23 protein-coding genes are annotated in these 23,005 nt (G+C 68.3%); 13 read left to right on the top strand and 10 right to left on the bottom strand.

All coding sequences use genetic code 11. From position 1 onward, the window contains the following. Nucleotides 1-95: 95 nt before the first annotated feature. The 3 genes from QP609_RS01590 to coaBC are packed head-to-tail and all read right to left on the bottom strand — an operon-like array spanning nt 96 to nt 4,216. Nucleotides 96-2,444, bottom strand: coding sequence for a phosphomannomutase/phosphoglucomutase (locus tag QP609_RS01590; RefSeq protein WP_075076361.1), 2,349 nt, complete (start codon nt 2,442-2,444; stop codon nt 96-98). 12 nt (nt 2,445-2,456) lie between these two features. Then, complete coding sequence (gene dut, locus QP609_RS01585; RefSeq protein WP_197621341.1) at nt 2,457-2,930, bottom strand: dUTP diphosphatase; 474 nt, start codon at nt 2,928-2,930, stop codon at nt 2,457-2,459. Continuing rightward, entirely contained in the window at nt 2,927-4,216 is a 1,290-nt protein-coding gene (coaBC, locus tag QP609_RS01580) for a bifunctional phosphopantothenoylcysteine decarboxylase/phosphopantothenate--cysteine ligase CoaBC (RefSeq protein WP_014645667.1), read from the bottom strand. The genes dut and coaBC overlap by 4 nt, the downstream gene beginning before the upstream one ends. Before the next feature lie 199 nt (nt 4,217-4,415). On the opposite strand from coaBC, the gene QP609_RS01575 reads away from it, so the two are divergent. The 4 genes from QP609_RS01575 (at nt 4,416) to QP609_RS01560 (ending at nt 8,536) form a co-directional block, all read left to right on the top strand. Further along, a complete protein-coding gene (locus tag QP609_RS01575; protein WP_014645666.1) occupies nt 4,416-5,042 on the top strand; it encodes a response regulator transcription factor in 627 nt (208 codons plus the stop codon). A 70-nt stretch (nt 5,043-5,112) separates the two neighbouring features. Beyond that, nucleotides 5,113-5,817, top strand: a complete 705-nt coding sequence (gene radC / locus QP609_RS01570; RefSeq protein WP_014035697.1) for a DNA repair protein RadC — start codon at nt 5,113-5,115, stop codon at nt 5,815-5,817. A 112-nt stretch (nt 5,818-5,929) separates the two neighbouring features. Then, the gene (gene argS, locus QP609_RS01565) at nt 5,930-7,618 is read left to right on the top strand and encodes an arginine--tRNA ligase (protein WP_032961431.1); all 1,689 of its coding nucleotides are present in this window, start codon (nt 5,930-5,932) and stop codon (nt 7,616-7,618) included. A gap of 21 nt (nt 7,619-7,639) precedes the next feature. After that, on the top strand, nt 7,640-8,536 hold the full coding sequence (locus QP609_RS01560) for an SPOR domain-containing protein (protein ID WP_197621342.1): 897 nt from the start codon (nt 7,640-7,642) through the stop codon (nt 8,534-8,536). A gap of 90 nt (nt 8,537-8,626) precedes the next feature. Here QP609_RS01560 and QP609_RS01555 read toward each other — a convergent pair whose 3' ends face one another. Beyond that, on the bottom strand, nt 8,627-9,379 hold the full coding sequence (locus QP609_RS01555; protein WP_014035694.1) for an SDR family NAD(P)-dependent oxidoreductase: 753 nt from the start codon (nt 9,377-9,379) through the stop codon (nt 8,627-8,629). A gap of 160 nt (nt 9,380-9,539) precedes the next feature. Here QP609_RS01555 and QP609_RS01550 point away from each other — a divergent pair, with 160 nt between their 5' ends. Further along, nucleotides 9,540-10,007 (top strand): DUF1456 family protein, encoded by a 468-nt coding sequence (locus QP609_RS01550; protein WP_014645662.1) that lies wholly within the window; start codon nt 9,540-9,542, stop codon nt 10,005-10,007. On the opposite strand, the gene QP609_RS01545 is transcribed toward QP609_RS01550, so the two are convergent. Then, on the bottom strand, nt 9,976-10,863 hold the full coding sequence (locus tag QP609_RS01545) for a LysR family transcriptional regulator (RefSeq protein WP_014645661.1): 888 nt from the start codon (nt 10,861-10,863) through the stop codon (nt 9,976-9,978). The two genes, QP609_RS01550 and QP609_RS01545, sit on opposite strands and share 32 nt — an antisense overlap. Nucleotides 10,864-11,006: 143 nt before the next feature. Between QP609_RS01545 and QP609_RS01540 the strand changes: the two genes are divergently transcribed. Further along, nucleotides 11,007-12,155: an MFS transporter gene (locus QP609_RS01540; protein ID WP_343238362.1), complete on the top strand. Its 1,149-nt coding sequence runs from the start codon at nt 11,007-11,009 to the stop codon at nt 12,153-12,155. On the opposite strand, the gene QP609_RS01535 is transcribed toward QP609_RS01540, so the two are convergent. Next, the gene (locus QP609_RS01535) at nt 12,152-12,850 is read right to left on the bottom strand and encodes a TorF family putative porin (RefSeq protein WP_049408698.1); all 699 of its coding nucleotides are present in this window, start codon (nt 12,848-12,850) and stop codon (nt 12,152-12,154) included. The two genes, QP609_RS01540 and QP609_RS01535, sit on opposite strands and share 4 nt — an antisense overlap. A gap of 178 nt (nt 12,851-13,028) precedes the next feature. Between QP609_RS01535 and QP609_RS01530 the strand changes: the two genes are divergently transcribed. Beyond that, nucleotides 13,029-13,418 carry a DUF6165 family protein gene (locus QP609_RS01530; protein WP_010486915.1) on the top strand — a complete coding sequence of 130 codons (390 nt, stop codon included), beginning with the start codon at nt 13,029-13,031 and terminating at the stop codon, nt 13,416-13,418. A 6-nt stretch (nt 13,419-13,424) separates the two neighbouring features. Here the strand turns inward: QP609_RS01530 and QP609_RS01525 are convergent, their stop codons facing one another. Together QP609_RS01525 and QP609_RS01520 are read right to left on the bottom strand one after the other, a co-directional pair. Beyond that, on the bottom strand, nt 13,425-14,108 hold the full coding sequence (locus QP609_RS01525) for a response regulator transcription factor (protein ID WP_032961444.1): 684 nt from the start codon (nt 14,106-14,108) through the stop codon (nt 13,425-13,427). A gap of 198 nt (nt 14,109-14,306) precedes the next feature. Next, a complete protein-coding gene (locus QP609_RS01520) occupies nt 14,307-14,879 on the bottom strand; it encodes an Ax21 family protein (protein WP_014645657.1) in 573 nt (190 codons plus the stop codon). Nucleotides 14,880-15,089: 210 nt separating this feature from the next. Between QP609_RS01520 and QP609_RS01515 the strand changes: the two genes are divergently transcribed. Both QP609_RS01515 and QP609_RS01510 read left to right on the top strand, forming a co-directional pair. Further along, nucleotides 15,090-17,492 carry a prolyl oligopeptidase family serine peptidase gene (locus tag QP609_RS01515; RefSeq protein WP_197621343.1) on the top strand — a complete coding sequence of 801 codons (2,403 nt, stop codon included), beginning with the start codon at nt 15,090-15,092 and terminating at the stop codon, nt 17,490-17,492. Nucleotides 17,493-17,583: 91 nt separating this feature from the next. Next, a complete protein-coding gene (locus tag QP609_RS01510; protein ID WP_014645655.1) occupies nt 17,584-17,943 on the top strand; it encodes a DUF1428 domain-containing protein in 360 nt (119 codons plus the stop codon). A gap of 15 nt (nt 17,944-17,958) precedes the next feature. Here the strand turns inward: QP609_RS01510 and QP609_RS01505 are convergent, their stop codons facing one another. Both QP609_RS01505 and QP609_RS01500 read right to left on the bottom strand, forming a co-directional pair. Further along, nucleotides 17,959-18,645, bottom strand: a complete 687-nt coding sequence (locus QP609_RS01505) for a hypothetical protein (RefSeq protein ID WP_014645654.1) — start codon at nt 18,643-18,645, stop codon at nt 17,959-17,961. Between the two features lie 107 nt (nt 18,646-18,752). Then, nucleotides 18,753-19,634, bottom strand: coding sequence for a histone (locus tag QP609_RS01500; RefSeq protein ID WP_169412394.1), 882 nt, complete (start codon nt 19,632-19,634; stop codon nt 18,753-18,755). 490 nt (nt 19,635-20,124) lie between these two features. Between QP609_RS01500 and QP609_RS01495 the strand changes: the two genes are divergently transcribed. The 4 genes from QP609_RS01495 to QP609_RS01480 all read left to right on the top strand — a co-directional run bounded on the left by QP609_RS01495 (nt 20,125) and on the right by QP609_RS01480 (nt 22,956). Next, a complete protein-coding gene (locus tag QP609_RS01495) occupies nt 20,125-21,558 on the top strand; it encodes a Do family serine endopeptidase (RefSeq protein ID WP_014645652.1) in 1,434 nt (477 codons plus the stop codon). Between the two features lie 101 nt (nt 21,559-21,659). Next, entirely contained in the window at nt 21,660-22,025 is a 366-nt protein-coding gene (locus QP609_RS01490) for a hypothetical protein (protein ID WP_004153835.1), read from the top strand. Nucleotides 22,026-22,033: 8 nt separating this feature from the next. Then, a complete protein-coding gene (locus QP609_RS01485; protein ID WP_014645651.1) occupies nt 22,034-22,504 on the top strand; it encodes a phage holin family protein in 471 nt (156 codons plus the stop codon). Further along, nucleotides 22,501-22,956, top strand: coding sequence for a hypothetical protein (locus tag QP609_RS01480; RefSeq protein WP_014645650.1), 456 nt, complete (start codon nt 22,501-22,503; stop codon nt 22,954-22,956). The genes QP609_RS01485 and QP609_RS01480 overlap by 4 nt, the downstream gene beginning before the upstream one ends. The last annotated feature ends 49 nt before the right edge of the window (nt 22,957-23,005 follow it).

Raw genomic sequence — 23,005 nt, 5'->3', positions numbered from 1 at the left:
GTCCCCCGTAACCGGACCCACCCCGCATCCTACGGATAGCCGGCCTTTGACGTTGACGTTGATTCGGCGGGTGCCGGGCGCCGCCCGGCCCCACCTCAGAACCCCAGCGGGGTGTCGCCCAGCACCGGCTGCAGCTGGCTGCGGAACAAGGCCTTGATGCGCTCCAGTGCGGCATCGTCGTTGCCTTCGAACCGCAGCACCAGCACCGGCGTGGTGTTGGAGGCGCGCACCAGGCCCCAGCCATCGGCGAAGTCCACGCGCAGGCCATCGATGGTCGACAGGCGGCCCCCCACATACGGGTTGTCCGGCGACTGCGCCGCCGCCACCAGCATCGCCACCAGCGCATGCGGCGTCCCGTCGGCCACCGCTACCTTCAGCTCCGGCGTGGCGACCATTTCCGGCAGTTCGCCCAGCACTTCGTCCGGGGTTTCCTCGCGCTGGGCCAGGATCTCCAGCAGGCGCGCAGCGGCGTACAGGCCGTCGTCGAAACCGAACCAGCGTTCCTTGAAGAAGAAGTGGCCGCTCATCTCACCGGCCAGCTCGGCATCGGTCTCGCGCATCTTCGCCTTCATCAGCGAATGCCCGGTCTTCCACATCAGCGGGCTGCCACCGTTGCGCAGCACATGGTCGGACAGCTTGCCGGTGCACTTGACGTCGTAGATCACCATCGCGCCCGGATTGCGCATCAGCACGTCGGCAGCGAACAGCATCAGCAGGCGGTCGGCATAGATGATCCTGCCTTCGCCGGTGACCACGCCCAACCGGTCGCCATCGCCATCGAAGGCTACGCCGAGGTCGGCGCCGAAGCGCTTGACCGTCTGCACCAGGTCTTCCAGGTTGGCCGGCTCGCTCGGGTCGGGATGATGGTTGGGGAAGGTGCCATCGACATCGCAGTACAGCGGAATGACGTCGGCGCCGATTGCTTCCAGCAGCTGCGGGGCCAGTGCGCCGGCCACGCCATTGCCGGCATCGGCCACGACCTTCAGCGGACGGTCCAGCTGCACGTCATCGGCGATGCGCTGGATGTAGTCGGCACTGACATCGCGCTGCTGGTAGTCACCCGGCTCGGCGGACTGCACCAGGCGGCCCTCGACGATGCGCTGGTAGAGGTCGGTGATCGCATCGCCGGACAGCGTCTCGCCGCCGATCACCACCTTGAAGCCGTTGTACTCGGGCGGGTTGTGGCTGCCGGTGACCGCCACGCAGGTGCCGGTACGCAGATGGAAGGCGGCGTAGTACACGAGCGGGGTCGGCGCCAGGCCGATGTCGATCACCGCGCAGCCGGCACGGCGCAGGCCCTCGGCCAGCCCGGCCGTCAGCTCGGGTCCGGACAGGCGGCCATCGCGCCCGATCACCACCTCGCGCAGGCCCTGCTCCAGTGCCACGGTGCCGATGGCCTGGCCGATCAGCGCCGCGGTCTTCGGTGTCAGTTCGCTGCCCACCATGCCGCGGATGTCATAGGCGCGGAAGATGCCGGCGGCCAGCTCTTCGGCAGGCACCGGCGGTGGCGGCGGTGGCGTGGCATCGCCACTGCCGGTCACGGCGGCCACCGGTGGCGGCGCCTGCTGCAGGCTCTCGCTCAGGGTCGGGCCATGGTCGGCCTCGGACGCGGCGGCGCGGCGCGGCAACGGCAGCGACTTCGGCAGCCGGTCGCGCCCCACCACCAGCAACACGGCAATGAACGCCAGCAGCAACGCCACAATGGCGCTGGCCAGCGCGCCCAGGCCGAGCGGACCGGCCTCGACATTCGGCACCGACGCGACCAGCCGCAACGGCGTGCCTGCAACCGGGCGCGCCAGCGCTTCCGCGCTTTCGGCCAGGCTCGGGTCGCCCTGGGTGACCAGATCGAATGCTCCCTGGCGCAGGCCGAGGAAGCCGGCGGACGGCGCGCTGACCTGGTCGAGCGGCGACGTCAGCCGCAGCAGCGGTTGGCGGACATAGATGACGGCCGGCCCCAGGCTGCCCAGCTGCACCGGCGCGGCCAGGCCCAGGCGGTTGCCGCCGCCGTCGCGGACCACGCGCAGGCTTGGCCTGGCCTCGGCCAGCGCCGCTTCCAGCAGCGCCAGGCGGGAATACCCGAAGGTGGCCGGATCGGCATAGGCGTTGGCCAGATCGGCCGCCAGCACCTCGACCTGCTCGACCCCGGTCCAGCTCTCGCGAACGGCCAGCGCCGCCGCAGCGGCGTCGCCGGCCTGCAGCGCCTGCTGCACGCGATCATTCTTCAACTGCTGCTGCAGCTGCTGCAACTGGCCTGCAGCAGCCTGCTGCAGGCCCTGCACGGCCTGGTCACGCGCCTCTTCCAGCGCCTGCCCGTTGGCCTCCTGCCGCCATTGCTGCACCGCGCTCCATCCGAACCAGCCGGCCAACAGGATCAACAGCACCCCCAGTAGAGGTGCACTGCGACCCAACGACCGTCCCCGCTGTCCTTCCCCGATGCCGCTCATCGATGTCCCCTGTCAACGCACCCCGGTATGGCCGAATCCACCCGCGCCCCGCACGCTGTCGGTGAAAGTATCCACTACCTGCAGGCTGACGCGGGCGATCGGAACCACCACCAGCTGCGCGATGCGATCGCCCGGCTCGATGGTGAAGGCCTCGCGGCCACGGTTCCAGACGCTGATCAGCAGCGGCCCCTGGTAGTCGGCATCGATCAGGCCGGTGCCGTTGCCCAGCACGATGCCATGCCGATGGCCCAGCCCGGAACGCGGCAGGATCACCGCGCACAGGTTCGGGTCGGCAATATGGATGGCCAGGCCGCTGGGCACCAGCGCGGTGTCGCCCGGCTGCAGGGTCAGCGCGGTATCCAGCGCCGCGCGCAGGTCCATGCCGGCACTGGCCTCGGTGGCATAGGCCGGCAGCGGCCAGCTGTCGCCGAAGCGCGGATCGAGCAGCTTGACCTGCAGCGGGTGGGAAATGGATGCCTGGGTCATGCCTGGAGTCTCCGCGCGATCAGCGCCAGCAGTTGTTCGGCCAGCTCGCGCTTGGAAGTGGCCGGGAATACCTGTTCGCCGTCCTGCCAGAAGGCCGTGGCGGCATTGTTGTCGCTCTCGAAACCGCCGCCACTGATGCCGACCTGGTTGGCGATCACCAGGTCCAGGCGCTTGTCGACCAGTTTGCCGCGCGCGTATTTCTCCACGTCGTGGGTCTCGGCGGCGAAGCCGACCACCAGCTTCAGCGACTGCGTCTGTGCAGCGACTTCGGCGAGGATGTCCGGCGTGCGCACCAGTTCGATCACCAGCGACTGGCTGTCGGCGGTCTTCTTCAGCTTCTGCGCGGCGACCTGGCGCGGCGTGTAGTCGGACACCGCGGCGGCACCGATATAGATGTCGGCGGGCAGCGACTTCAGTACGGCATCGCGCATCTGCGCGGCCGAGCGCACGTCGATACGCTGCACGCCCGGCGGCGTCGGCAGCTGTACCGGACCGCTGACCAGCACCACCTGCGCGCCCAGCGCGGCAGCAGCGGCGGCCAGGGCAAAGCCCATCTTGCCGCTGCTGCGGTTGCCGACGTAACGCACCGGATCGATGTCTTCGTAGGTCGGGCCGGCACTGATCAGCAGGCGCAGCCCCTGCAGGGCACGGGTTTCCGGCGCGGCAACCGTCGCAGCGGCGCCGCCATTGGCGGCCAGCGCGGCCACGATGTCGCCGGGTTCGGCCAGCCGGCCGGGACCGGATTCACCTTCGGCCAGCGGGCCATCGACCGGGCCGATCACCTGCGCACCACGCTGGCGCAGCAGGGCGATGTTGGCCTGGGTGGCCGGATGCAGCCACATGCGATGGTTCATCGCCGGGCAGATCGTCAGCGGTGCGGTGCTGGCCAGGCACAGGGTGCTGACCAGGTCATCGGCATGGCCCTGGGCCAGCCGGGCCAGCAGATCGGCGGTTCCCGGCGCGACCACGATGCGGTCCGCCCAGCGGGCCAGCTCGATGTGGCCCATGGCCTGTTCGGCGGCGCTGTCCCACAGCGTGGTGCGGGTCGGCTGCCCGGACAGGGCCTGGAAACTGAGGGGGGTGACGAACTGCTGGGCGCCGGCGGTCATCGCCACCTGCACCTGGGCGCCCGCATCACGCAGGCGTCGCACCAGTTCCAGGGCCTTGTAGGCCGCGATCCCGCCTCCGACGCACAACAGCAGTTTCTGGCCTTCCAGCGCGCGGCCGGGCGCGGGGGAAGCGTTGGGGGAGTCAGCCACCTGGAATTCCTGTGCAAACGAGGGCATTAGCTTACCCGATGGTCGGTAATGTCCCGGTGCACAGCGCACATAGCGGGCAGCTATCAGCAGATGGGACTTGCACCACAGCGCTTCCGGGGTTCAAGACACTGCGATTCGGAACTTTCCTATACCTGTAGGCCGGCCACGTTTGCAGAATCATCAGTGGCCGCCGCAGGTGTGCCGCTTCGCTTTTCGAGGATTCCGCGTGCACCCGCGCATCATCATCGCCGACGACCATCCCGTCGTCCTGCACGGCATCCGCATCGTGCTGCAGACCCACCTGATGGAGGTCGTCGGCAGCGCGCGTGACGGCGCCGAGCTGCTGCAGCTGGTCGAGCACCACGGCTGCGACGCGGTGCTGACCGACCTCTCCATGCCGGGCACCGGCCCGGATGGCCCGGAACTGATCGCTGAACTGCGCGCACGCCACCCGCGCATGCCCGTGGTGGTGCTTACCGGCGCCCGCCACCCCGGCCTGCTCGATGGCCTGCTGCGTGAGGGTGTCAGCGGCCTGGTCGACAAGTGCGCCGATTTCGGCGAGTTGCCGCAGGCCTTGAACGCGGCCATGGCAGGGCAGGTGTTCGTCTCGCAGCAGCTGCGCCACCACCTGCAGGCGCGCGACCTGATGTTCGCGCGCGAACCGGCGGCGCTGTCCGCCCGCGAACAGGAAGTGCTGGACCTGTTGGCCGCCGGGCTGAAAGTGAACGCCATCGCCGTCCACTGCGGCCGCAGCCCCAAGACGATCAGCCGGCAGAAGGCCGAGGCCAAGCGCAAGCTGGGGCTGCAGAACAACCAGGAGCTGTTCGCCTACCTGCAGTCGCGACGCGACTGAGGCAACGGCCGACCCGGGCATGCGTCCTGCCCTGATGGGCCGCATCGCCCCCACTGGCGATGATGCAGGCATGCCCATCCACGACTGGCCCGAACAGGAACGTCCCCGCGAGAAGCTGATCGCACGCGGCCCCGCCACGCTGTCCGACGCAGAACTGCTGGCACTGTTCCTCGGCTCCGGCTTCGGTGGACGCGATGCGGTGCAGACCGCGCGCGACCTGCTGCAGGCGCACGGTCCCCTGCGTGTGCTGCTGGACCGCCCGGCCCGCGAGCTGGCCCGGTTGCCGGGGCTGGGCCCTGCTCGAAGCTGTGCACTGGCCGCCGGGCTGGAACTGGCCCACCGCTATCTGGCGGCCGAACTTCAGCAGGGCGAGGCCGTCGGCAACAACCCGGCTGCGGTCGGCCGCTATCTGCAGCACCGCCTGCGCGGCCAGGCCCGCGAGATCTTCATGGCGCTGTTCCTGGACAACCGCCACCGCCTGATCGCCTGCGAAGAACTGTTCCAGGGCACCATCAATGCCGCCCCGGTCTATCCCCGCGAGGTGGTGCGTCGAGCCCTGCTGCACAATGCGGCAGCGGTGATCCTCAGCCACAATCACCCTTCCGGCGACCCCGAGCCCTCCGGCGCCGATACCCGCATCACCGATGAACTGCAGCAGGCGCTGGCACTGGTGGACGTGCGCCTGCTCGACCACTTCGTGGTCGGCGAGGGCCGCCCCGTTTCATTTGCTGAACGGGGCCTGCTGTCCCCGCCCCAGCCGCGCCTGTTCGGCTGAACGGCCCTGGTCAGGGCCGGGCGGGCGCCCCGCAGGCATGTCCTGGTCAGCGTGGGCGCGGGCATCTGCGCTAAAATGGGCGATTCCGCCGCTCATTCTCACAGCAGGCCTCGTGAAAAATCTCCTCCGCGCCCTGATCAGCCAAGGCATCGAAGCCTTGCGCGCCAATGGCACCCTGCCCGCCGACTCCCTGCCGCCGGACTTCGTGGTCGAGCGCCCGAAGACCCGTGACCACGGCGACTTCGCCACCAACGCCGCGATGCTGCTGGCCAAGGCCGCGCGCAGCAATCCGCGCGCACTGGCACAGGCGCTGGTCGAGGCGCTGCCGCGCAGCGAGGACGTCAGCAAGGTCGAGATCGCCGGCCCCGGCTTCATCAACTTCCATCTGGCCCCGGCCGCGTACCAGCGCGAAACCGCCTCGGTCATCAAGGAAGCCCACGACTACGGCCGCAACCTGTCCGGCAATGGCCGCACGGTGGGCGTGGAGTACGTGTCGGCCAACCCGACCGGCCCGCTGCATGTCGGCCATGGCCGCGCAGCGGCGATCGGCGACTGCGTGGCCCGCGTGCTCGATGCCAACGGCTGGAACGCCAAGCGCGAGTTCTACTACAACGACGCTGGCGTGCAGATCGAGAACCTGGCGCTGTCCACCCAGGCGCGGATCAAGGGCATCGCACCCGATCAGGACGGCTGGCCGGAAGGCGGCTACCGCGGTGAGTACATCGCCGATGTCGCCCGCGCCTACATGGCCGGTGCCAGCGTCGACCTGGAAGGCAGCACCGTGGTCGGCGCCAAGGACCCGGACGACATGCAGGCAATCCGCCGCTTCGCCGTGGCCTACCTGCGCAACGAGCAGAACCTGGACCTGGCCGCGTTCGGTGTCGACTTCGACATCTACTTCCTGGAAAGCTCGCTGTACGCCGACGGCAAGGTTGCCGAAGCGGTGGCCAAGCTGCAGGCGTCCGGCCACACCTATGAGGAAGGCGGCGCGCTGTGGCTGCGCAGCACCGACTTCGGTGACGACAAGGACCGCGTGATGCGCAAGTCCGACGGCACCTTCACCTACTTCGTGCCGGACGTGGCCTACCACCTGTCCAAGTGGCAGCGCGGCTACGAGCGCGCGATCACCGAACTGGGCGCCGACCATCACGGCTCGCTGGCGCGCGTGCGCGCCGGCCTGCAGGCGATGGAAGTGGGCATCCCGCAGGGCTGGCCGGAATACGTGCTGCACCAGATGGTCACGGTCATGCGCGGCGGCGAGGAAGTGAAGCTGTCCAAGCGTGCCGGCAGCTACTTCACCCTGCGCGACCTGATCGAAGAAGCCGGCCGCGATGCGACCCGCTGGTTCCTGATCGCGCGCAAGCCCGATTCGCAGCTGACCTTCGACATCGACCTGGCGCGCCAGCAGAGCAACGACAATCCGGTGTTCTACGTGCAGTACGCGCACGCCCGTGTCTGCAGCCTGCTGCGCCAGGCGCAGGAAAAGGGCCTGGTGTACGAGCAGGGCAATGGCCTGGCCAACCTTGGCCACCTGGCCGACGATGCCTCGCTGCTGTTGATGAACGAGATCTCGCGCTATCCGGAAGTGGTGGAAGCGGCCGGCGTGGCGCTGGAGCCGCACCTGGTGGCGCAGTACCTGCGTGAATTGGCGCATGCCTTCCACACGTGGTATCACGGGACGCCGGTGCTGGTGGAAGACGCCGCCGATCGCAACGCCAAGCTGACCCTGGCCTGCGCGGCGCGCCAGGTGCTGGCCAACGGCCTTGAACTCCTGGGCGTGAGCGCCCCGGAAAAAATGTAAGCATCAGGAGACGCAGTACACATGGCAGCACGACGCGGCAAAACCCAGGCACGACGCAACAGCAGCAGCCAGGGCACACCCGGATGGGTGTGGCTGGTGGCCGGTGTGGCGATCGCCGCCGTGGTGTTCCTGGCGGCGCCGAACCTGTTCAAGGGCGAAGGCGACGGCTTCCTGCGCGCCGGTCCGCAGCCGAACCCGAACGCGCAGCCGGCCCCGGTTGCTGATGCAGACAGCGATGTCGGCAGCCAGCCAGCCGCGCAGCCGGCCACGCCGAAGCCGGCCGAACCGGAGAAGCCCGCGGCGACGCAGTACGACTTCTACACCCTGCTGCCGGGCAAGGAAGTGGAAATGTCCGACGCCGAACTGGCCGCCAGCGCGCGTGCCGAGGACCAGCGCCGGGCCAAGGCCGAAGCGTCGCGCGCGCAGGCCGCGCTGGAGGGCAAGCCGGTGCCGCCGGCGAGCACGGCCACGCCGGCACCGACCGCAACGGCCAGCGTCGCCAGCATCGCACCGGTGACCGCGAGCAACCGTCCGCTGCCGGCACCGCTGAGCGAGCGCCCGGCCGCGGCAACCCCGCCGGCCAGCACCGCACCGGCGTCGACCAGCACGGCCGCCGCCCCCGCGCCGCGCGCGGAAGCCGCGCCCACCGCGCCGGCGACCACTGCCGCACCGGCGCCCGCCGACAACGCCCGCTACATCCTGCAGGCAGGTGCCTTCGGTGCGTCCGGCGACGCCGAAGCCACCAAGGCCAAGCTGGCCATGATGGGCCTGGCGGCACGCGTGGAGTCGGCGCAGATCAACGGCAAGACCGTGTATCGCGTGCGCATGGGGCCGTACGGCAGCGCCGGCGAACTGTCTGAAGCGAAGCAGAAGCTGGATGGCACCGGCCTGCAGGCGATGGCCATCAAGGCGCAGTGACGTTCTGCGGGACTGCATGAAGAAAGCCGGGCATTGCCCGGCTTTTTTTGTTTCTGCCGAGTCGAGCATGGCTCGACTCCACACACGGCGTCAGCCCTCGCGGGCGACCTGGAACCCGGCGAAGGACTGGCTGACCGGCATCAGCTCCAGGCGATTGATGTTCAGGTGCGGTGGCAGCGTGGCCACCCAGAAGATCTGTTCGGCGATGTCTTCGGCGGTCATCGGATTGGCACCGCTGTACAGCTTGTCCGATGCATTCTGGTCGCCATGGGTGCGGACCACGGTGAACTCGGTCTCGGCCATGCCCGGCTCGATCGTGGTCACGCGCACGCCGGTGCCGTGCAGGTCCGAACGCAGGCCCAGCGAGAACTGGCTGACGAAGGCCTTGGTGCCACCGTAGGCGTTGCCACCCGGGTACGGGTAGACGCCGGCCACCGACGAGATGTTGATGATCGCGCCCTTGCGCTCCACCAGCTGCGGCAGCAGGCGGTGGGTCAGGGTCACCAGCGCGGTGATGTTGGTGTCGATCATCGTGGTCCAGTCCGACAGCCTGGCGCTCTGTGCCGGTGCGGTGCCCTGCGCCAGACCGGCGTTGTTGACCAGCAGGTCGATCTCGCCGAAGGCCGGCGGCAGCGCCAGCAGGGCCGCCTCCATCGCCACCGGATCGCGGATGTCGAAGGCGGCGGCGTGCACCACGTCCTTGCCATAGCGCTCGACCAGCGGTTGCAGGCGTTCGCCGCGGCGGCCGGTGGCGATCACTTTCCAGCCGGCCTGGGCGAAGCGGTGGACAGCGGCGGCGCCGAAGCCGGATGTGGCGCCGGTAATCAGGACAGTGCGGGTCATCAGGCAACTCCAGGGGGAAAACCAGATCCCCATTCTGGCACCGTCCGGCAGCACCCGTGTTGCCGGATCGGCCGGATCCGGGGTCAGATCCCTTTGCGGAGCAAAGGGGTCTGACCCCGGCGGCGACCCCACGTGTCGGGGTGACCGGTACAATTGCGCCATGATCAACAATGATGTCCTGCGCAGCGTGCGCTACTCCCTGGACCTGGGTGACCAGCACGTGGTCACCCTGTGCCAGATGGCCGACCCGGCCTTCGCCGTGGATACCGAGCAGGTGAAGGCTTGGCTGCGCCGCGAGGACGAAGCCGGTTTCGAGGCGATGAACGACAGCGCACTGGCGCACTTCCTCGATGGCCTGATCGTGCACCTGCGCGGTCGCGACGAGAGCCAGCCGCAGCGTGCGGTGGAAACCCGCATCGACAACAACCTGGTGCTGAAGAAGCTGCGCGTGGCCTTCCAGCTGCGCGACGTGGACCTGATGGAGATCTTCGCCAGCGCCGGCTTCAACGTGTCCAAGTCGGAAGTCGGTGCGTTGTTCCGCCAGCCCGGGCACACCAACTACCGGCGCTGCCTGGACCAGATGCTGCGCAACTTCCTCAAGGGCCTGAGCCTGCGCCTGCGCGGCTGAGCACGGCCTCGACGAAGGCGCGCGCGGCTGGCGTCGGCAGCCGCTGCCAGACCAGGTGTACGCGCCGGGTCGGGGTCGGCTGCAGTGGAATCTGAACCACGCCCTGGAAACCTTCGGCGATCAACGCCGGCACGATGCCGACCGCCAATCCGTGGCGGACGAAGCGCTCGACCAGTTCCATCAGGTTGACCTCGAAACGCACCGTGTGCGGCAGGCCAGCGGCGGCGAAGGCATCGTCGGTCTGCCGGCGCGCACCGGTACCGCGCGGGAAGTCGACCAGCGCTTCATCCTGCAGTGCGGTCAATGGCAACCGCGTGCGCCCGGCGAGCCGGTGCGACGGCGCCAGTACCGCTACCAGATCCTCCTCCTGCAGCACCTGGTGGCAGACGCCATCCAGCGCTGCCGACGGCGCCAGGCCGACCAGTGCCACATCCAGCGCGCGCGACTGCACCTGTGCGATCAGGTCTTCGCTCTTGTCCACGCGCAGCTGGAACTCCACCTGTGGGTGCACCCGCTGGAAGGCCGCCAGCATCGCCACGACGTCGATGTCGGTCAGCGAAGAAATCTGCCCGATGGCCAGCAGGCCACGCACTTCGCCACTGACGGCGGCCACGTCGGCGCGCAGGTGGCGCAGGCTGGCCAGCACCTGGCGTGCGTGCACCAGCAACGCCTCGCCGGCGGCGGTAGCCCGCACCTGGCGTGGCAGGCGCTCGAACAGCGTGGCACCCAGTTCCTGTTCCAGGTGGGCGATCTGGTGGCTGAGCGCGGACTGCACCACGTGGCAGCGCTCGGCGGCACGGGTGAAATTGCCCTCCTCGGCCAGGGCGACGGCAAACTCGAGCTGCTTGAGGTTCATCCAGCTATCTTGTTTTCAGATGACAAGGATGATGATGATTCATTTCCATCATGACCGCAGCAGGCGGACACTGTGCACCCCGCTTCCTGGAACACCGCGTGAGCCCGTCCCTTCCCCCTCTGCACCGCTGGCAGGTGCTGCTGATGTCGGTCGCCACCGGCGTGGCCGTGGCCAGCAACTACTATGCGCAACCGCTGCTGCACACCATCGCAGATGCCTTCGGCGTGCCGTTCGGCCAGGTCGGCATGGTGGTTACCGCAGCACAGCTGAGCTATGCCGCCGGACTGATCCTGCTGGTGCCACTGGGTGACCTGTTCGAGCGCCGCCGCTTGATCGTGGTGATGAGCCTGCTGTCGGCCGGTGGCCTGGTGATCAGTGCCTGCGCGCCGTCGCTGGCCTGGCTGCTGGTCGGGACCGCGATCACCGGACTGTTTTCGGTGGTGGCACAGGTGCTGGTGCCGTTCGCGGCCACGCTGGCCGCGCCGGAACATCGTGGCCGCGTGGTCGGCACGCTGATGAGTGGCCTGCTGCTGGGCATCCTGCTGGCGCGTACCGTGGCCGGCTTGCTTTCCAGCCTGGGTGACTGGCGCCTGGTGTATGCCATCGCTGCCGGCACCCTGGTGCTGACCGCACTGGCATTGCAGCGCGGCCTGCCGCGATTCCACCACAGCGCCGGCCTGGGCTATTTCGCCTTGCTGCGCTCGATCGGCGTGCTGTTCGTGCAGGAGCCGGTGCTGCGCCAGCGCACCCTGCTGGGTGCCTGCAGCTTTGCCATGTTCGCGATTTTCTGGACCCCGCTCGCGTTCCTGCTGGCACGGCCACCTTACGCCTACAGCGATGCCACCATCGGCCTGTTCGGGCTGGTCGGTGCAGCCGGCACGCTGGCGGCCGGCCTGGCCGGGCGCATGTCCGACCGCGGCCAGACCGGACGCGCCACTGCCATCGCGCTGGTGCTGTTGCTGCTGTCGTGGCTGCCACTGGGGCTGTCGGCCCACTCGCTGCTGGCGCTGCTGATCGGCGTGGTGGTGCTGGACCTGGCCGCACAGCTGCTGCACGTCAGCAACCAGAACCTGATCTATGCGCTGCAGCCCGCGGCGCGCAACCGCCTCAATGCCGGCTACATGACCGGCTACTTCATCGGCGGCTCGCTGGGTTCGCTGCTGTCGGCGCAGGTCTACCAGCGCTACGGTTGGACCGGCGTCTGCGTGGCCGGTGCCGCCGTGGCCGTGCTGGCCCTGCTGCTGTGGCTGCCCGGCGCGCTGCGCGCGCGCCAGGCGGCATCGTCGAACTAGAAGCTGCCCTGCAGCGCCAGCTCCCAGCGTCCACCGGCATTGCCCGGGAACAGTCGCTTGGCCGCGCTGTCGGTGTCATGCACGGTGGCGCGCAGCTCCCATGCCGGAGTCAGCGTGGCAATGGCACTGAGCTGGCCATGCAGGTAATCCGGGCCCTGCGCGGTGGCCAGCCAGTACTGGCCCACCGCTGCTTCCAGGCGGACGCGTTCGTGCAGCGGCACACGCACGCCCAGCTGGGCATAGGTTCCGCGATGGCCACCGGCCAACGCATCGTTGGAATGCGCGACCTGCAGCCAGGCGCGCTGCTTCCAGGTCACGGTGGTGTTGAGTTCGGTCCAGTCCAGCGCACGACCGGTACCCGGATACACATAGCGGGTCAGGTTCGCATCCAGCGTCCAGTCCGGTGCCAGCGCGCCGGACCAGCCCGCCACCAGGTCGAACTCGCTGCGCGCGCCATTGTCCGGCTTGAACGAGACGTTGGACCCCCACACGCTGGCGTACCAGCCCGATGGGATCGAGATCTTCGCGCCGGCCTGCACCGCCGGGTCACCATCGCTCTGCGAGCTGCCGCGCCACACGTAGTCACTGGTCAAGGCCGCACTGCCACTGACCTGCACCTGTGCCTGCGCGCTGCCCATGCCAAGCAGCCCTGCCAGGGCGGCCACCACCGCCGCCATCATCCCCTTGCTGTTCACTGCACTGTGTTCCTCGTCGAAGGCGGTCACGCCGCCGGGACGGCAGTGTCCAGCGCGTGGCCGTAACGGATCGAGGGTGCGGCCCGGCCCGCGGCGCAAATTCGGCGTAAATCCCGTGGATCGGGGCCATGCGCCAGCGGCGCGGTATCATGGCGCCCTGTTTCCAGGAACCAACCGCGTGGACGCCATCCTGACCCCGGTATCGATCGGCGAGCTGATCGACAAGATCACCATTCTCCAGATCAAGGCCGAGCGCATCGACGATGCCGCCAAGCTGGCCAACGTGCGCACCGAGCTGGACGGCCTGCTGCCCCTGTTGCAGCAGCAGCTGCAGGCACAGCCGGCCCTGGCCGCGCTGCAGCAGCAGTTGAAGGCGATCAACGAGCGTATGTGGGACATCCAGGACCAGCTGCGCGACAAGGAAGCGGCCCAGGTGTTCGATGATGCATTCATCCAGCTGGCACGCGGCGTCTATGGCACCAATGGCGAGCGCGTGCAGGTGAAGAACGAGATCAACCGCGTGGCCGGTTCGGCACTGGTGGAAGAGAAGCAGTACCAGGGCGAGTAACGCCGCTCATCCGCATTCCAGCAGGTGGCGGAAGCGGAACAGGTCACCGTCCCCGCGGATGCCGAGCTTGCGGTAGGCCGAGGTTTTCTGCGAGCTGATCGTGCTGGCTGAACGCCCCGATCGCAGGGCCATTTCGCTGGTGCTGACCCCTTTCAGCACCAGCCCGAGCACTTCCCGTTCGCGCTGGCTCAACGGCACCAGTGCCGGGGCCGGCATTCTGCGTGCACGCGTGCCCGGCAGGTTCAGTTCCGCGCGCAGCTCCGGTGGCACGAAGCGCCCTCCCCGGGCGACCACATCAATGGCACGCAGCAGCACGTCCGGTGGCGTCGACTTGGACAGGAAGCCGCGCGCACCGGCACGCATCGCGGTGGCCACCGTGCTGGCATTGCAGTGTGCCGAGAGCACCAGCACCGGCAGTGCCGGCCAGCGCTGCGACAGCACGTGCAACAGGGCCAACCCATCGCCCAGGTCGCCCATGGGCAACGCATCGATCAGCAGCAGGTCGACACACGTCGGGCTGCGCTCCAGCAGGTGCAGCAGGTGCGCCTCGCTGGACAGGCTCACCCGTACCTGCACACCCGCGTGCTGGCGCAGCAGCACTTCCACGCCCAACCGCAGTACCGGGTGCGGGTCCAGCAGCGCCAGGCGTCGTGGCCGATCAGGCAGCAGAGGCGGGAGGGTCAGCGGCATTGCGGCATGTCCAGGCAACATGGGACATCCAACGTAGGTCGGTGCCCGCAGCGGCGGAATCCAATTCCTTGCAATGGCTGGCCCGCGCATTCCGCCAGTCAGACAGCATTCCGGTTTGCCACGGCGCAAACGCAACAGGCCCGGCAAATGCCGGGCCTGTTGGGGCGTCTTCAGCGCGCAATCGCGCCGAGGCAGCAATTACCAGCTGAAGCGCGGGCCGACGGTGTATTCCTTGTCGCCGTGGCGGTTCATCTTCAGCTCGCCGTTCAGGCCCCAGTTCTGGTTCAGCTTGACCTGACCACCCAGGCGGCCGTACCACTGGCCATCCGGATTGACGCCGTGCTTCTTGGCGTAGTCTTCGTAACCGACCATGCCGTAGACCTCGGCGTGGGCGCCGAAGGCAGTGCGGATACCGGCTTCAGCGCTGTAGCCGTTGAAGTCCAGACCGTGCTTGCGGTCGAACTTCTGGTAGGCAACGCGGGCAACGAAGTCGGTGCTCGGAGCGATTTCAACGTTGTAGCCGGCACCGACCTTCCACTGGTCAACCTTCAGGTTGGTGTGGTCGATTTCCTGGCGGCTGTATTCGCCGAAGGCGTGGAAGTTCGGCAGGAAGCCGTAGGAACCCTTCACGCCCCAGCCGTCGGCCTTGATGCCTTCAACGTCGGTCTTGGCGTAGTCGGCTTCGGCGTAGTTGTAGGACAGGTTCTCAGCAGCCGAAGCGGTGAACGGCAGGGCAGCGGCCAGGGCCAGAGCAATCAGCGAATTCTTCATGGGGGTACACCTTTACTTTCTTATGGTGTGCAGCAGCGCCAGGGCGCCATCGCATCGGGAATGTAAATTCTCCGTTATTCGCCACAACGCTCCCTGAAAACAGCGGTCTTCGCATTGCTGAATTTTTTGGCTTGATTCAGGCTGCGTCTGGCATACGCGCGCGGCGCGCGTGCATTCGAATTCCGCTGACCCTTGCAACAGGAGGTTGCCTTGCACGTACCTGCCCCGCTGCGGTTCCGGTTCTGCGCCGCCGTCCTCGCCTTCATCGGCGTGCTTTCCACAGCATCGGCTCGGCCGTTGCAGCCCTCCGATTACCAGCGCGCCGAGCGCGTGCACGACAGCCACCTGCGCGGTGCGCTGCGCAATGCCTCGCTCCTGCCGAACTGGCTGGCCGATGGCCGCTTCTGGTACGAACGCGAAGACGGCCAGGGCCGGCGCGAGGGCGTGCTGGTCGATCCGGCGCAGGCCTCCCGGCAGATCCTGTTCGATCGCGCTGCGCTGGACAGCGCTGCGGGGGCCCTGGGGGTGAACGGGCAACGGTTGCGGTTGGTCAATGTGCAGGTGCTGGCCGATGGCCTGCGCCTGCGCTTCAGCGGTGAAGCCGGCATCGACTGCCAGTGGCCACGTTGGCAGTGCCTGCGGACGCAGGGCGCCATGCCTGCTGCCGATGCACTGCCCGCACCCGACGGCGAGGCCTGGCTGCAGGTGCGCGACCACAATCTATGGCTGCAGCAACGCCGACAGGCACCGCGGGCGCTGACCACCGGCGGTGTCGCCGGCCATGGCTATGGTGTATTGCCCGATTTCACCCTGCGCGGTATTCCACGCAGCCAGGGCCGGATGCCGGCGCGGCCATTCGCCGTCGGCTGGTCGCCCGATGGACGCTATGTTGCCGGCGTCCGCTACGACGAACGTGCGCTGCGGGACTACCCCTATCTGGAAAGCACCCCGGCCGGCGGCGCGCGGCCCCGCGTGCACACGGTGAAACTGGGATTGCTGGGCGATGCACAGCAGGTGCGTGACAGCCTGTACATCGTCGATGTGCGCAGCGGCCGGCAGCAGGACATCACCCTGCCCGAGGGCTGGAACACCCTCAGCGAGGCCGGCCTGCTGGGCTGGGACGGCCACCGGCTGTATGCCGCGATCGCGCACTTCGGCGCGCCGCGACGACTGCGCCTGGTGGAGATCGATGCCGGCAGCGGTGCGCTGCGCACCGTGCTGGAAGAAGCCGGCGACGCGCGCCTGCAGCTCAGCCTGTATTCCTACAACCGTGCCTCGGTTGCGATCCTGCCCGGCCAGGACACCGCCGTGTGGTTCTCGCAGCGTGATGGCTGGGGCCATCTGTACCGGGTGCGCCTGTCCGACGGCAAGGTGATGCGCCAGCTCACCCGCGGCCGGTGGGCGGTGCGTGACCTGCTCGGGGTGGACAGCGCAGGCGCTTGGGCATACTTCAGTGCTGGAGGTGTCGAGGGCGGCGATCCCTACGTACGTGGCCTGTACCGGGTAGCACTGCACGGTGGGCCGGTGCAGCGCCTGGCCGCCGATGGCAGCGACCACCTGGCCGATGCGGGCACCGGCATGCTGTTCGGCGGACGCGCGCCGCAGGCGCTGTCGCCCGGCGGCAGCTATCTGGTGGATACCGTGTCCAGCCTCGCGCAGCCGCCGCGCACGGTGCTGCGCGCCAGCGACGATGGCAGCGAAGTGATGGTGCTGGAGGCTGCGGATGCGCAGGCGATCATCGCTGCTGGCTGGCGGCCGCCGCGGCGCGAACGGCTGCTGGCCGCCGACGGGCGCACGCCGATCTTCGCCACCGTCTACCTGCCCCGCGACTATCGCGATGACGGCAGCTTCCCGGTGATCGACGCGATGTACGGCGGTGCCTTCATCAGCAATGCGCCGGTGACCTATGCCGAAGCGGTTTCGGCGCAGAACCCGGTATCGCGCGCCAGCCTGGCCGAGCTCGGCTTCGTGGTGGTCAGCATCGATGCCCGCGGCACCGGCGGCCGCGACAAGGCATTCCATGACAGCAGCTTCCTGCACGGCGCCGATGTGCAGCTCGATGACCATGTGGCCGCGCTGCGCCAGCTGGGCGAACGCTACCGGGGCATCGACCTGCAGCGGGTCGGCATCTACGGGCATTCGTTCGGTGGTTACAGCGCGGCGCGTGCACTGCTGCGCCACCCGGCGTTCTACAAGGTGGCTGTGGCCTCGGCCGGCAGCCACAATTTCCAGGGCATGTACGGCGGCGCCCTGCACGGCATGGACCGGCTGTTCGGTGGCGTGGTGCCAGCTACAGCCATGGCCGATGGCGTGCCGGCCCCCTTTGCCGGGCTCGACAATGCGGCACTGGCCGGCAACCTGCGCGGGCATCTGCTGCTGGTCTATGGCGAACTGGACGAGAACGCGCCACCGGCGCTGACCCTGCAGCTGGCCGCGGCCCTGAACAAGGCCCAGCGTAGTTACGACCTGCTGTACCTGGCCCGGCAGGACCACGAACTGTTCCGCAACGACGCCACCTACACGCACCGCATGTGGGACTACTTCGTGCGCCACCTGGCCGGCCAGCAGCCACCGGATACGGTGCTGGCCCCGCTCCCGGGTGGCCCGGGCTGAACAGGCGCACGCGGGATGTCGATTCCCTACGCGCTGGTTCGTCGTGTACCTGAAGGCCGTGCATGTGGCACGGTCCATCCGGAGGCAGGCAATGAGCTACATCGACGGTTTCGTCCTGGCGGTGCCCACCGCCAACAAGGAGAAGTTCCTCGCCCATGCACGCACAGGGGATCCCGTTTTCATCGAGTACGGCGCGCTGCGCGTGGTCGAGTGCTGGGGCGATGACGTGCCGCACGGCAAGACCACCGACTTCTTCGGCGCGGTGAAAGCCACGCCGGATGAGACGGTGGTGTTTTCCTGGATCGAATGGCCGGACAAGCCGACCCGCGACGCCGGCATGAAGAAGATGATGGAGGACCCGCGGTTTGATCCAACGAAGAATCCGATGCCGTTCGACGGCGCGCGGATGATCTACGGCGGCTTCGTGCCGCTCTACGAGCTGACGCGCTGAACCCGGCGGACGTGCTCAGCGCGCGTCCGTTTCATCGCTGGCAGCAGCATGGCCGGCGCCCAGTGCGGCGCCGGCACCGAGGCCCATGCCGCCCATGCCGGCGCCCATTCCACCACCACCGCCACCGCCTGCACGGCCGCCCTTGGCATCGCCGTCGTTACGGCCCTTGCCGCCACCACTGGCAACGGGCCGGGTCGGCCCCTGCGGTGGAATCTGCAGATCGGCCGGAATCGGGGCCAGATCCAGCGCTTCGCGCACGAAGTCGCGCAGCGAGACCACCAGTTCGTGGGTATGCACCGGCCGCCCCTGTGCCAGTTCGTTGGCGGCACGCGTGGCCAGCCGCACCTGTTCGTCGGTGCCCAGCAGCAGGATGTCCGACAGCGCGGCCTCGACCGCATCGCGGATGCGCCGCGCACGGTCCGAGCGCGGCTCGGCGATGCCGTCGGCATCTTCGCGCTGGCGCAGGTCGCGACGATGGCTGGGATCCACGCCCAGCTCGCCGGTGAACGAACCGCCCAGGGTCTTGTAGGCGGCCATCAGCGTGCGCAGCCGTTCGTTGATCTGCCGGTTCTCGCGCTCGCGGCGCTGCTGCAGGGTCTGCATCACCAGCAGGCGGATGCCGACGCCGAGCAGGGTGATCAGGACCAGGCCGGCCAACGTGGACAGCACGCCCTGCCAGGAACTGAAGTCGATACCGCGCATGGTCGGGGCTCCGGCGGGAAGAACCTGCATCTTGCCCCAGGTAGCGCCCCAGAAACGCGAAAGGCCCTACCACCCGGTGGGTGGCAGGGCCTTCGGTCACGGCGCGATTACTTGCGCTTGGCGACCTTGCGCACGGCCTTCTTGGCCGGAGCCTTCTTGGCGGCGACCTTCTTCAGCGGCGCAGCCTTCCTGGCGACCGTCTTGCGGGTGGCGGCAACCTTCCTGCCCACCGCCTTCTTGGCGACGGCGGTCTTCTTGCCGACAGCCTTCTTGGCGACGGCGGCCTTCTTGCCAACAGCCTTCTTGGCGACGGCAGCCTTCTTGCCGACAACCTTCTTGGCGGCCGCGGTCTTCTTGGTGGCGACCTTCCTGGTGGCGGCAACCTTCTTGCCGACAACCTTCTTCGCAGCCACGGCCTTCTTGCCGGCGACCTTCTTGGCGGCGACGGTCTTCTTGGCCACAGCCTTCTTGGCGGTGGCGACCTTCTTGCCGACCACCTTCTTGGCGGCCACGGTCTTCTTGGCAACGGTCTTCTTCGCGACGGCGGCCTTCTTGGTGGCGGCCTTCTTCACGGTGGCGACCTTCTTGGCGGCAGCCTTGGTGGCCTTCTTGGCGGCAGCGGCCTTCTTGGTCACAGCCTTGCCTGCAGCGGCCTTCTTCTTGGCCACTTCCTTCTTCAGGGCAGCGGCTTCGGCCTTGGCGTTCTTCTTGGCCGCTTCCAGCTTCTTCTTGGCATTGGCAACGGTCTTGCCGACCGACTTGGCGGCCTTGTCGGCCTTCTTGGCAACGGTCTTCTCGACCTTGGCCACGGCCTTCTTGGCCTTGGCAACGCGGGTACCGGCCGCCTTGGTGGCGCGCTTGACGGTCTTCTTGACCGACTTCACGGCGTCTTCGGCGGCGTGGGCGATGGTCTCGCCAACGTTGGTGGCGGCTTCTTTGACGTTCTCGACAGCGTCGGTCACGACCGACACACCATTACCGTTGCTCATGTTGCCCTCCTGGGGGCCTTAAGTATCAAAACGGGGCGATGCTATACCGACATTGACGATCGTGGAACGGGGCACGCGCCCGCAATCGCATCTGATGCGACGGCCATGGTGTAGCCCACCACTGCCGCAGAAGCGGCGGGTTGACAGGAAACCCCTTTTTTTAAGGACTACGCCACAGCAAGCGCGTGGTCGAAGATGGCCGTTGCGTGCCGCTGCACGGACGCGGCATCCGATGCGTGCTGTGGCGCATTGCGGCACCCGGTTGCGCGGAACTGCGCAGGTATCGGTCTGTGTCGGCGCCCCCGGCGATCGTCTTCGGTGGTGCAGGCGTCGCCTGTGCGGTGTCGCCACAGCCATGCTGTCAGCCTCCTCACTCGCCTTTCGCGGCCTGCGGTTTTCATGGCGCATTTATCCAGATCGCGACACACTCATTCAGCTTGTTTTACCGTAGGGCCGAACCGCCCCCACCCACGCCAGCGAACCGACAACCATGCGACCGCTTCCCACCCTGCTTACGCTCGCAATCGCCGCCGCCTTCGGTGGCTTCGTTGCCACCGGCATCAATGCCCACCTGGACAACCGTGCCGATGCAGCACCGCTGCCAGCGGTGCTGCCGACCACCGCCGCGTTGCCGGCCGCGGTGGCCGGACAGGCGGTGCCTTCGCTGGCGCCGATGCTGGAAAAGGCGATGCCGGCCGTGGTCAGCGTCAACACCAAGCAGGTGGTGCGCGTGCGCAACCCGTTCTTCAACGACCCGTTCTTCCGCCGCCTGTTCCCGGATATCCCGCAGGAGCGCATCAACGAATCGCTGGGCTCGGGCGTGATCATCGACGCCAAGGAAGGCCTGGTGCTGACCAACCACCATGTCATCGACAACGCCGATGACGTGCAGGTGACACTGGCCGACGGGCGCACGGTGAAGGCCGAGTTCCTCGGTTCGGACCGCGATACCGACATCGCGCTGATCCGCATCCCGGCGCAGAACCTGACCGACATCAAGCTCGGCAACAGCGACCAGCTGCGGGTCGGTGACTTCGTGGTGGCCATCGGCAACCCGTTCGGCTTCAGCCAGACGGTCACCTCGGGCATCGTCTCGGCGGTGGGCCGCAGCGGCATCCGTGGCCTGGGCTACCAGAACTTCATCCAGACCGATGCGTCGATCAACCCGGGCAATTCCGGTGGCGCCCTGGTCGACCTGCAGGGCCAGCTGGTCGGCATCAATACCGCCAGCTTCAACCCGCAGGGCAGCATGGCCGGCAACATCGGCCTGGGCCTGGCGATTCCGTCCAACCTGGCGCGCAGCGTGGTCGACCAGCTGGTCAAGCACGGCGTGGTGGTACGCGGCACGCTGGGCGTGGAGAGCCAGAACCTGACCGCGCAGATCGCCCAGGGGCTGGGCCTGGGCGAAACGCGCGGTGCGCTGATCACCCGCGTGCTGGCCGGTTCGGCGGCCGCCGCGGCCGGGTTGAAGCCGGGCGACGTGGTGGTCTCGGCCAACGGCCAACGCGTGGACAGCGCCGAAGCCCTGCACAACGTGGAAGGCCTGGCTGCGGTCGGCAGCCCGATGACGCTGGACGTACGCCGCGAAGGCAAGCCCGTGCAGATCAAGGCCACGCTGAAGGAACAGGCGCGTGCGGTCACCGGCGAGAGCCTGGACCCGCGGTTGACCGGTGCCACCTTCGTCGACCTGCCCGAGTCGCTGCGACAGTCGGGTGTCGGCGGCGTGCTGGTCAGCGAGGTCAAGCGTGGCAGCCGCGCGGCCAGCAACGGCCTGCAGCAGGGCGACATCATCACCGACGCCACCGTGGGTGAATTCGCCGACCTGGCCAGCTGGCGCGCCAACTTCCAGCAGCGCCCGCCGACCCTGGTGGTGCGCGTGCTGCGCAACAATGGCCAGCAGCAGGGCCAGCTCGTGATGCGCTGATCGCCCTGCCGTAACACCCCCTATACCCCGGCAATGCTATTGCTGTCAGTCCAGGTCGGCACCGCCGACACCCGTTCCCCCATCGCAACAGGAGTGATTCGATGAGCCCCACCAATACCGAGAACCTGAAGGAACACCTGGGTGAAGCCGGTTCCCACCTGAAGCAGGCCGCCACGGCCGCCGGCGGTGCGATCAAGGGCGCAACCGGTGCCGCGACCGACGAGCTGCGCATCGGCAAGGCCAACGTCAAGGCCGAACTGTCCGACAGCGCACTGTCTGGTCTGGCCGCCGCCGAATTCGGTGGTGCCGCTGCCAAGGAACAGGTTGACGCGTTGATGGACAAGGGCAAGGACCTGATCGACAGCGCCGCCGAGTTGATCCGTGAGCGTCCGCTGGCTTCGTTCGGCGTCGCCTTCGCTGCCGGCTGGATCATCGCCAAGCTGGCCCGCGGCAGCAGCGACAAGTAAGCCGCGGCGTGAGCGAAGACAACGCGCAAGCCCCTGATCCGGCGGCCACCCCGCCGCTGGATGAGAGCATCCGCCAGGTCGGCGCGGCCGGTCGTGCCGCCGCCGATTCGGCCAAGCACACCGTGCGCTCGCTGCGCCGGCTGGCCTCGGCCGACTTCGCCCTGGCCCGCAGCGCCTTCGGCCGTGCGCTGGCCTGGGCCGGCGTGGCGATCGTATTTGGTGCCTCGGCCTGGCTGCTGATGGCGGCCACCCTCATCGCCCTGCTGCAGAGCTGGGGCCTTAGCTGGCTGCAGGCGCTGCTGATCACCTCGCTGCTGAGCCTGGCCGTCACCGGCTACGCGATCTGGCGGGTGTCCTACTTCTTCCACCACACCGGCATGCATGCCACCCGGCGCCAGCTGTCACGCCTGGGCCTGTTCGACGAGCCCAGCGAAGACGACCCCGATGCCGGCGTGCAGCTGCCCGAGGGCAAGCCATGAAGTTCGGCGCGCTGCAGCGGCGGGTGAAACGCTGCGAACAGGTGGTGACCGTGCGCCTGGGCGAGACCCAGGACCACTGGTCCACGCTCAGCGACGTCTGGCGAAAGGGCTGGTCGCCGTTGCGCATCGTGGTGGTCGGCCTGGCCGGTGGCTTCATCGCCGGCAAGCTGGAAGTGCCCGGCAAGGTCAACGGTGCGCGCTGGCTGCAGATGGTCGGTTCGGTCTCGAACCTGTTCGCCAGTGCCCAGGCGGCGTTCGCCACGGCGATGGCGGCACAGGCTGCAGCAACCGCCGACGACGCGGCCGAAGAAGCCGACGATGCCAGCGAACAGGCACAGGCGGCGGCCTCCGCCGCCAACGCACGGCCGGCACCTGCCCCCCGCCCGGAACCCGAACCGGAACCGCGCGAACCGCGCCCGGCCGAAGCCGCCACCGAGCTGTCCGAACGTTGATCCACGCACTCCGCCGCGCCGATCGCGGCCGGCGGATAATGCGCTCCCC

The sequence above is a fragment of the Stenotrophomonas sp. 8(2023) genome (assembly GCF_030345295.1).
GTDB lineage: Bacteria > Pseudomonadota > Gammaproteobacteria > Xanthomonadales > Xanthomonadaceae > Stenotrophomonas > Stenotrophomonas muris.
The sequence above is the reverse complement of the archived record's forward strand: the minus strand, read 5'-3'. Positions and strand labels throughout refer to the sequence as shown.

Coding starts and splice junctions, on each gene's coding strand:
- QP609_RS01590 (WP_075076361.1), bottom strand. CDS start 2,444: ATGAGCGGCATCGGGGAAGGACAGCGGGGACGGTCGTTGGGTCGCAGT.
- dut (WP_197621341.1), bottom strand. CDS start 2,930: ATGACCCAGGCATCCATTTCCCACCCGCTGCAGGTCAAGCTGCTCGAT.
- coaBC (WP_014645667.1), bottom strand. CDS start 4,216: ATGCCCTCGTTTGCACAGGAATTCCAGGTGGCTGACTCCCCCAACGCT.
- radC (WP_014035697.1), top strand. CDS start 5,113: ATGCCCATCCACGACTGGCCCGAACAGGAACGTCCCCGCGAGAAGCTG.
- QP609_RS01560 (WP_197621342.1), top strand. CDS start 7,640: ATGGCAGCACGACGCGGCAAAACCCAGGCACGACGCAACAGCAGCAGC.
- QP609_RS01555 (WP_014035694.1), bottom strand. CDS start 9,379: ATGACCCGCACTGTCCTGATTACCGGCGCCACATCCGGCTTCGGCGCC.
- QP609_RS01550 (WP_014645662.1), top strand. CDS start 9,540: ATGATCAACAATGATGTCCTGCGCAGCGTGCGCTACTCCCTGGACCTG.
- QP609_RS01545 (WP_014645661.1), bottom strand. CDS start 10,863: ATGAACCTCAAGCAGCTCGAGTTTGCCGTCGCCCTGGCCGAGGAGGGC.
- QP609_RS01540 (WP_343238362.1), top strand. CDS start 11,007: ATGTCGGTCGCCACCGGCGTGGCCGTGGCCAGCAACTACTATGCGCAA.
- QP609_RS01525 (WP_032961444.1), bottom strand. CDS start 14,108: ATGCCGCTGACCCTCCCGCCTCTGCTGCCTGATCGGCCACGACGCCTG.
- QP609_RS01520 (WP_014645657.1), bottom strand. CDS start 14,879: ATGAAGAATTCGCTGATTGCTCTGGCCCTGGCCGCTGCCCTGCCGTTC.
- QP609_RS01510 (WP_014645655.1), top strand. CDS start 17,584: ATGAGCTACATCGACGGTTTCGTCCTGGCGGTGCCCACCGCCAACAAG.
- QP609_RS01505 (WP_014645654.1), bottom strand. CDS start 18,645: ATGCGCGGTATCGACTTCAGTTCCTGGCAGGGCGTGCTGTCCACGTTG.
- QP609_RS01500 (WP_169412394.1), bottom strand. CDS start 19,634: ATGAGCAACGGTAATGGTGTGTCGGTCGTGACCGACGCTGTCGAGAAC.
- QP609_RS01495 (WP_014645652.1), top strand. CDS start 20,125: ATGCGACCGCTTCCCACCCTGCTTACGCTCGCAATCGCCGCCGCCTTC.
- QP609_RS01490 (WP_004153835.1), top strand. CDS start 21,660: ATGAGCCCCACCAATACCGAGAACCTGAAGGAACACCTGGGTGAAGCC.
- QP609_RS01480 (WP_014645650.1), top strand. CDS start 22,501: ATGAAGTTCGGCGCGCTGCAGCGGCGGGTGAAACGCTGCGAACAGGTG.